Source organism: Ensifer sp. YR511, assembly GCF_900103045.1.
GTDB lineage: Bacteria > Pseudomonadota > Alphaproteobacteria > Rhizobiales > Rhizobiaceae > Ensifer > Ensifer adhaerens.
The window spans coordinates 87564-94223 of sequence record NZ_FNGR01000027.1; the positions used below are offsets into that span (position 1 = coordinate 87564).

Annotated in this window: 5 protein-coding genes; all 5 read left to right on the forward strand. The window is 59.9% G+C overall.

All coding sequences use genetic code 11. The annotated features are described in order from the left end of the window. Nucleotides 1-35 precede the first annotated feature (35 nt). The 5 genes from BLU15_RS30120 to BLU15_RS30140 all read left to right on the forward strand — a co-directional run bounded on the left by BLU15_RS30120 (nt 36) and on the right by BLU15_RS30140 (nt 6530). A complete protein-coding gene (locus BLU15_RS30120; protein ID WP_090300107.1) occupies nt 36-1499 on the forward strand; it encodes a tyrosine-type recombinase/integrase in 1464 nt (487 codons plus the stop codon). Next, nucleotides 1496-3280, forward strand: a complete 1785-nt coding sequence (locus tag BLU15_RS30125; RefSeq protein ID WP_090300109.1) for a phage integrase SAM-like domain-containing protein — start codon at nt 1496-1498, stop codon at nt 3278-3280. The genes BLU15_RS30120 and BLU15_RS30125 overlap by 4 nt, the downstream gene beginning before the upstream one ends. Then, nucleotides 3277-5418 (forward strand): hypothetical protein, encoded by a 2142-nt coding sequence (locus BLU15_RS30130; RefSeq protein WP_090300111.1) that lies wholly within the window; start codon nt 3277-3279, stop codon nt 5416-5418. The genes BLU15_RS30125 and BLU15_RS30130 overlap by 4 nt, the downstream gene beginning before the upstream one ends. A gap of 11 nt (nt 5419-5429) precedes the next feature. Further along, complete coding sequence (locus tag BLU15_RS30135; RefSeq protein ID WP_090300113.1) at nt 5430-5774, forward strand: hypothetical protein; 345 nt, start codon at nt 5430-5432, stop codon at nt 5772-5774. A gap of 126 nt (nt 5775-5900) precedes the next feature. Further along, nucleotides 5901-6530 (forward strand): recombinase family protein, encoded by a 630-nt coding sequence (locus tag BLU15_RS30140; protein WP_090300115.1) that lies wholly within the window; start codon nt 5901-5903, stop codon nt 6528-6530. Nucleotides 6531-6660 lie beyond the last annotated feature (130 nt).

A 6660-nucleotide genomic window follows, 5' to 3' on the forward strand; every position in this document is an offset into this window, starting at 1 on the left:
GTCCCGGCAAAACATCGCTGCTCGAAGAGGTCCTCTTGCCCCAGCTCTTCTTCACCGACCTTTCTGCCCTGCCTCGTTCGGTGACGATCGACGGCGTTGCACACGCGTTAGAGGCAGACAAGATAGCGGCTGCAGAGAAGCTCGGGCTCGTTGAGGGTATGCCCTTCATTCTTGGCGGAGAAGGATCCTACGACCACAACCTCAATCGCTTCTTGCGATCCTGCCCGACCATGGGCGTACGCTCCCTGAACAGCCTTCGCGCATATGCGCGAGACATCGTCGTGTGGATGCGTTTTCTGGAAGAACGTCGGGGCGGCAAGTCTGTATGGGCTGCGAACCGTGACGACATCGCCGCGTTCCACCAGGCCCGGCGCCTGTCCGAGCCGCCCTTCCGCATCTCGGCCTCTTCCTGGAACCGAACGATCGCGGCTCTCGACAAGCTCTATAGATGGGCCGTCGATGAGAAGATCATCACAACGGCCCCCTTCACTTACAGGCAGCTATGGTCACGGGCACCGACCTCGGGCGCGGTCGTCTCCGTGGCGATCAACTGTGCCAAGGAGAGTGGAGGTCGCAACGGAGATGTGCAATTCCTGGATATGCCGCGCTATTTGGTTTTTCGCGACGTCGGACTGCGCGGCAGACTTCCTGACGGGCAGGAAGACCCGAGCTGGCGCGGACGCAATGGTACGCGCAATGCTCTGTTTGCGGAACTGCTGATCACGACAGGTCTGCGATTACAGGAAGCATCGAGCCTGCTGCTGAGCGAATTGCCAACGTTGGATACCGAAACAGGCTCTCCAGTCCGCTCTTTAGCCTTCCGTCTGGCTGCTGCGACGGCAAAGGGGTCGCGTGGGCGGGATATCCGCATGCCTATTCGTCTGATCAGGCAACTTCACGACTATGGTTTGATTGAGCGGGAGAATGCTCTTGGACGTCACCGGCGGCGCGGGCGCATCTGCCGGATGCCTCGATCAATCACAGTAGCCGCATATGAGCATCGCGCTTTACGCCTAGCCGACGGCGATCACACGGTCAGAGTAAGCGTCGACCAGTTGCGTCCATCGGATCGGGTACGCCTCATCGACAAGACGACCGGCTCACCCCTGGCGCTCTGGCTGACCGAGGATGGGCAGCCAGTGTCGATGGCGGCCTGGGAAGCCGTGTTCATGCGGGCCAGCGAACGATGCCGCCACCTCGGTTTCGATGACATGCATATCACTCCCCACATGCTCCGTCATAGCTTTGCCGTCCACATGTTGACGCTGCTTTTGCGCGAGCAGGTCCGGTGGGTGGTCAGCGAACGATCGGCACAGCTCGGCTCCGCCTATCGACGGATGATCGGCGATCCGCTGCTCAAGCTTCAAAGGCTGATGGGGCACAGCCGTATCGAAAGCACTTACATCTATCTCGACCATCTTGCCGACAGTCAGGAGATCGTCGATGCGGCCGTAAGCAACTTCGGGCTAGACGCGGGATCCGAGGAGTTCGCGCCATGAGACGGGGGAGGCTGGCCAAATTTCCGCCGCAGTCAGATAGCTCCGACGCGGATACCGCCGCGACCACTACGACTGTCGATCCGCGCCGCTTCGCCGTGCGTGTTGATACGGGCAACGAGTTTATCGTGGATTTAACCGACTTGACTCCCTCATCCTTCGTCGTGGAGATCGCGCCGCTGCTCCGGGAACGAATCCGTCAGATGGGACCAACCCCAATTTGGCGCTCAGTACGCAATAGCGTGAAGATGCTGCGGCGGTTTTGGTCGTTTCTCGATGCTCAGCGCCACACAATACGTGCACTGGGTGACGTAACCGTCGAGCTGATTGACGGTTACGAAGATTGGCTGGAGCAAAATGCAGGGAACCGATCGTCCCAGCGGCAACTTCTGGCGACACTGATCAGTGTATTGCGGATCGCCGTCAACGATCGTCCTGGCGTGCTCACACCCGACGTCGTATCGCGTTTGCGCTATCTGGGGCGTGGTCACGGCAGCGGCGGGCGCCCTCGTGACGCTTACAGCAGTGGGATTGCCGAAGCATTGCGAACCGCTGCGCGGACACAAGTGGCAAACGCCCGTGAGCGCATCGTACTCGGCGACGACCTTCCGGCGCCTCCACTCGGACTTAGCGCCGGTACGCGGCTGCGCGTTCTTTATGATGCCGTCCTCGTTGAGATCGCAAGATCCAGCTGGATCGAGGCAGAACATCCCGCCTTCAAACGCTTCGCAAATCTCGCCCGATATCACAAGATTGATTGCAAGATCGAGTTGCCGCACAGAGGATTCCACTTAACGGTAAGCGACTTCGCCGCGTTCCTGGTGCTGCTGTCGCTGGAGACCGGTATGGAGATGGAGTGCCTGAACCGTCTGAAGGCCGATTGCTTGCGCAATCCTACCCGAGGGTATGTCGAGATCGAGTATTACAAGCCTCGGGCGCGGGGCTCGGAATGGAAACACGTGCGGGTGCGGGACGGATCGATCGCCACGCCAGGCGGACTAATGCGGCTCGCGATCTCATTGACCGAACGGGCACGCCGGCACACTGGTTCAGATCGATTGTGGGTCCTTTGGACCGTCAACGGCCTGCGATCGCTGAGCGACGATGGCACGCAGGGAGTCGATGCTTTTGTCGAACGCTACAAACTTACAGATGATGAGGGCAGGCCGCTGCGCTTGCAGCTCTCCCGGCTTCGAAAGACCTTTAAAGCCGAATGGTATCGTCGCACCAATGGGCAACTCGAGCAGTTCGCCGTCGGCCATTCGATCCCTGTCGCAGCCAGGCATTATGCCGACATACCTGCCCTGCGCCATGTCCATGAACAGACGTTAGCTGACGCGTTTCACGACGCTCTCGACGCTGCGCTCAGACCACGCCTCGTCACCAGCGAGCAGGAGAACCCTGCCGTCGAGCCGCAGGACCAGGCTCCCGCAAAAGATGACCAAGACGTGTGGATGGCGCGATGCGGTAACTTTTACGATAGCCCGTTCGCAAAAGCCGGCGATCCCTGCCCCACGCCATTCTGGGGGTGCTTGGAATGCGAGAACGCCGTCATTAGCGAGCGCAAGCTCCCGGCGCTCCTCGCATTCCAATCGTTCATGGCCGATCAGCGTGCTGCCCTCAATGCCGAAGAGTGGTCAGTCAAGTTCGCGCGCGCTTGGCATCGCATCACTCATCAGATCATTCCTGCCTTTGCTCCACAGGTATTGGAAGCGGCCCGAAGGACGACTGATGCAAGAGATCCGATGCTCCTCTATCTGCCGGTAGAGGCGATAGCACGATGACAGCGGCAAATCTCGGCCACATCCCGCGCACCTCCAGCATCCGCAGCGACACTGACATTGTTCTTAAGTCGATGAAGCTGAAGGATGGGACGAATCGGGAAGCACTTTCTCGTTTTGGCGACGACGTCTGGGATCTCGATCCGGCAATCTTTCAGGACATGGCACGGCATGCCTTCCGCACGCTTGACTTCAGCACCATCACCTGTCCGCGGGAGAAGCTCACCGCCAAGGAATACATTTACGCCTGGCTTAACGAGCGATTGCCAGACGCCGCGCGTCGGCTACGGCCCATGAGTGCACGGGCGGCGCTCGGCACGCTACGTCAGCTTATGACCTTCGTTCGGGAACGAGAGGGACGATTCGATGCAGCTCTCATCGATCAGGATCTTCTCAATGCTTATCTCGTGTTTCAGAAGAACCGCTCGGTTTCGCCGTACCGGATCGCTGAGTGCTTGAGGCCGGCTTTGCAGTTGCATCGGCTGGCCCGCTTCCTGACGCATGGCGGCTTAAGTCTTGTGCCCTGGAACGGCGCACCACCCTACAGAGTGGCAGGCTGTAGCGGGCATACGTATGAGAATGTGACACCGCGCATACCCGACGCGGTGATCGCCGAACTGCTGCGATGGTCGCTTCGCTATGTCGAGTTGTTTTCCATCGACATCTTTGCAGCACGCGAGGAATTGGATGAACTGGAAGCGGGCTATTCGGCCCGCCCGCGCGGAGCTCCTGCGGGCAGCGTCGTCGCACGCGTGACGTCCTACATCGACATCCGCCGCCGTGCTGGCCGTGGCATCCCTGTGTGGAATGACCCCGCCGACATTGCAGGCCTGCGAGATGCTCTCATTCGAGGCAAATGGCTCAAGGGGGAAGTACTGAACATTCGGCTCATTTCGTTGCAGAGCTGTGTGCGTCCGAGCAACCTCATCCAGAATAAGGCGGCTTTTGCCCTTCTGCTCGAAGCCGTGCAGGAGCTCGGCGTCGAGCACGGTGGCATGGACACGCCGATCACCATCGATCCGACGAGCGGGCGTCCATGGCGGTCTCGCTTCGATGATTTCTCCCTGGCACACGAAGAGCGCCAGCTCCAGACCGCCGCTTACATCCTGTGCGCTTATCTGACCGGCATGCGCGATAGTGAAGTCCAGGCAATGCAATCCGGCTCCCTGCAGCGCAAACGCAGCGCCGATGGTATGATTGAGCGGCTGACTATACGCAGTACCGTCTACAAAGGGCGTGAAGAGCGCGGGAGCGTCGAGGAGTGGGTGACGATCGCGCCAGTTGTACGCGCCATTGAAGTGGCTGAGCGCCTCGTGGCAAGACATCGGCCACAGCGCAGGCAGGGCTGCATCTGGGTCGCTCTTCATCGTAAAGTTGCCCGAGATGGCGGCGTGCCGCACGTGGTGCAACGTATCAATGGGTTCCGCCAGAACTTGGACCGGCGTTTCGGAACCGCGGATGAACCGGCGATCCCGCTCGTGGATGGGCGATGCTGGATCTTCAACACGCGGCAGTTCCGCCGCACTGTGGCCTGGTATATCGCCAACCGCCCCTTCGGAGTGGTCGCCGGCAAGATCCAGTACAAGCATGCCTCCGTGGCAATTTTCGACGGCTATGCCGGCTCATCGACCTCCGGCTTCCGTCAGGAAGTGGAACAGGAACACTATCTGGGCCAGCTCGATGACATCGTAGAGCACTATGAAGCGGCACGACGCGGAGAACGCTTGACCGGCCCGGGCGCATCGCGCGTCATACACGAGATCGAACGGGTGACGAAGGAGATTGGCTCCTTGCCCGGCGTCATTGCGGATGGCAAACGCATGAAGGCAATGCTTGCTCACCTCGCACGCACGCTGCATGTCGGCTACCTGAACGATTGCTTCTTCGAGCCGGCAACCGCACTCTGCCTCACCCGGTCAGGGACCTCAACAAGCCAGCCTATCCTGTCGAACTGCGCTCCCGATCGCTGCCCGAACTCCTGCATTGCACGCCGCCATTTGCCAGCGTGGCAAGCAGCAATCGCGCATGCCGAAGCCATGCTGCAAGAAAGGCGCTTGTCGAACCTGCAGCGCAGCGCCATCCGGCAAGACCGAGATCGAATGCGCAAGCTGATCGCTCCCCTCCGGGAGGAACCGCCCTGAAGCCGGTCAGCATGTCGACCGACCGCGCGCTACGTGCCGCATTGACCCGGCTTGTCTGCGGCAATGCAACCCGGACCAATGGACGTTTGACGGTTACCAATCTGGCGCGCGAGGCCAATGTCAGCCGGGCAACTGCAAACCGCGCTCCGGCAATCGTGGCGGAGCTCAGAGCGATTTTGGCCGAGACCGCGTCCCCGCCTCTCAAACAGCACCAGCAGATCGATGCGACGCGCGATCAGCGCGACGCAGCGAATGTGGTGGCCCAGCACCTTCAGGTCCGCGCCCTGTTGCAACGCGACAGCGCCAATAGGAATGGTAAACTGCTGTCGGTAGTGGGCAAATTGGATGACGGCTAGCGCTGCCGTCGCTCCGGAACAGTCATCGGCGGCATGTCTTGTCCCCAATAAATTATAGTCTGTTCTGGACAACGCTCGCTCCATCCCTATCAAGGCCCTCCGATCCTAAAATCCCGGAAGGTTCAATTGGGACAACGTGCCGCCATCTATTGTCGGGTTTCGACCGCCGACCAGTCGTGTGAGCGGCAGCAGCGCGACCTGATATCGTTCGCTGCTCGCGCCCATTACGACGTCGTGGCGGTTTTCAAAGAGACGGGTTCAGGCGTGAAGCTTGATCGGGTTGAGCGCAAAAAGATCATGGCGCTCGCCCAGGCCAGACGAATCGACGCCATCCTTGTCACGGAGCTTTCACGATGGGGCCGTTCGACCATCGATCTTCTTAACACGCTACGCGCGCTGGCAAATTGGAAAGTGTCGGTCATCGCCACAAACGGTGTGACCTTCGACTTGTCCTCGCCGTATGGTCGGATGCTAACGACTTTTCTAGCCGGCATTGCCGAATTTGAACGTGACTTGATCAGCGAGCGGGTCAAGTCCGGCCTCGCCGCAGCAAAGGCACGGGGCAAAAAACTTGGCCGTCAGACTGGGCAACGACCCAAATCCGACCGGCTTGCACCCAAAGTTCTCGCGCTTGTCGCCGAAGGCCGCAGCTATCGCTGGATCGCCCGTGATCTTGGCATCAGTAAGAACACGGTCGGTGATATCGTTAAGCGCACCAAATCCGTTGAGAACCTGCCAAGGATCGCGACCCGTTAAGGCAAGACCAAGGCGCCGTCGTCAGCAACAAGCGTACTCACCGAAATCACGCCGCGCCGGCTATTTCGGGTGGCCATGCGAGCGCCTAAACAGTTAGGTGAGACAGATTGGCCGTTCAGATAATGGATGT

What these genes read in the sequence shown, in the direction of transcription:
- BLU15_RS30125 (WP_090300109.1), top strand. Translation starts at nt 1,496, where the DNA reads ATGAGACGGGGGAGGCTGGCCAAATTTCCGCCGCAGTCAGATAGCTCC.
- BLU15_RS30130 (WP_090300111.1), top strand. Translation starts at nt 3,277, where the DNA reads ATGACAGCGGCAAATCTCGGCCACATCCCGCGCACCTCCAGCATCCGC.
- BLU15_RS30135 (WP_090300113.1), top strand. Translation starts at nt 5,430, where the DNA reads ATGTCGACCGACCGCGCGCTACGTGCCGCATTGACCCGGCTTGTCTGC.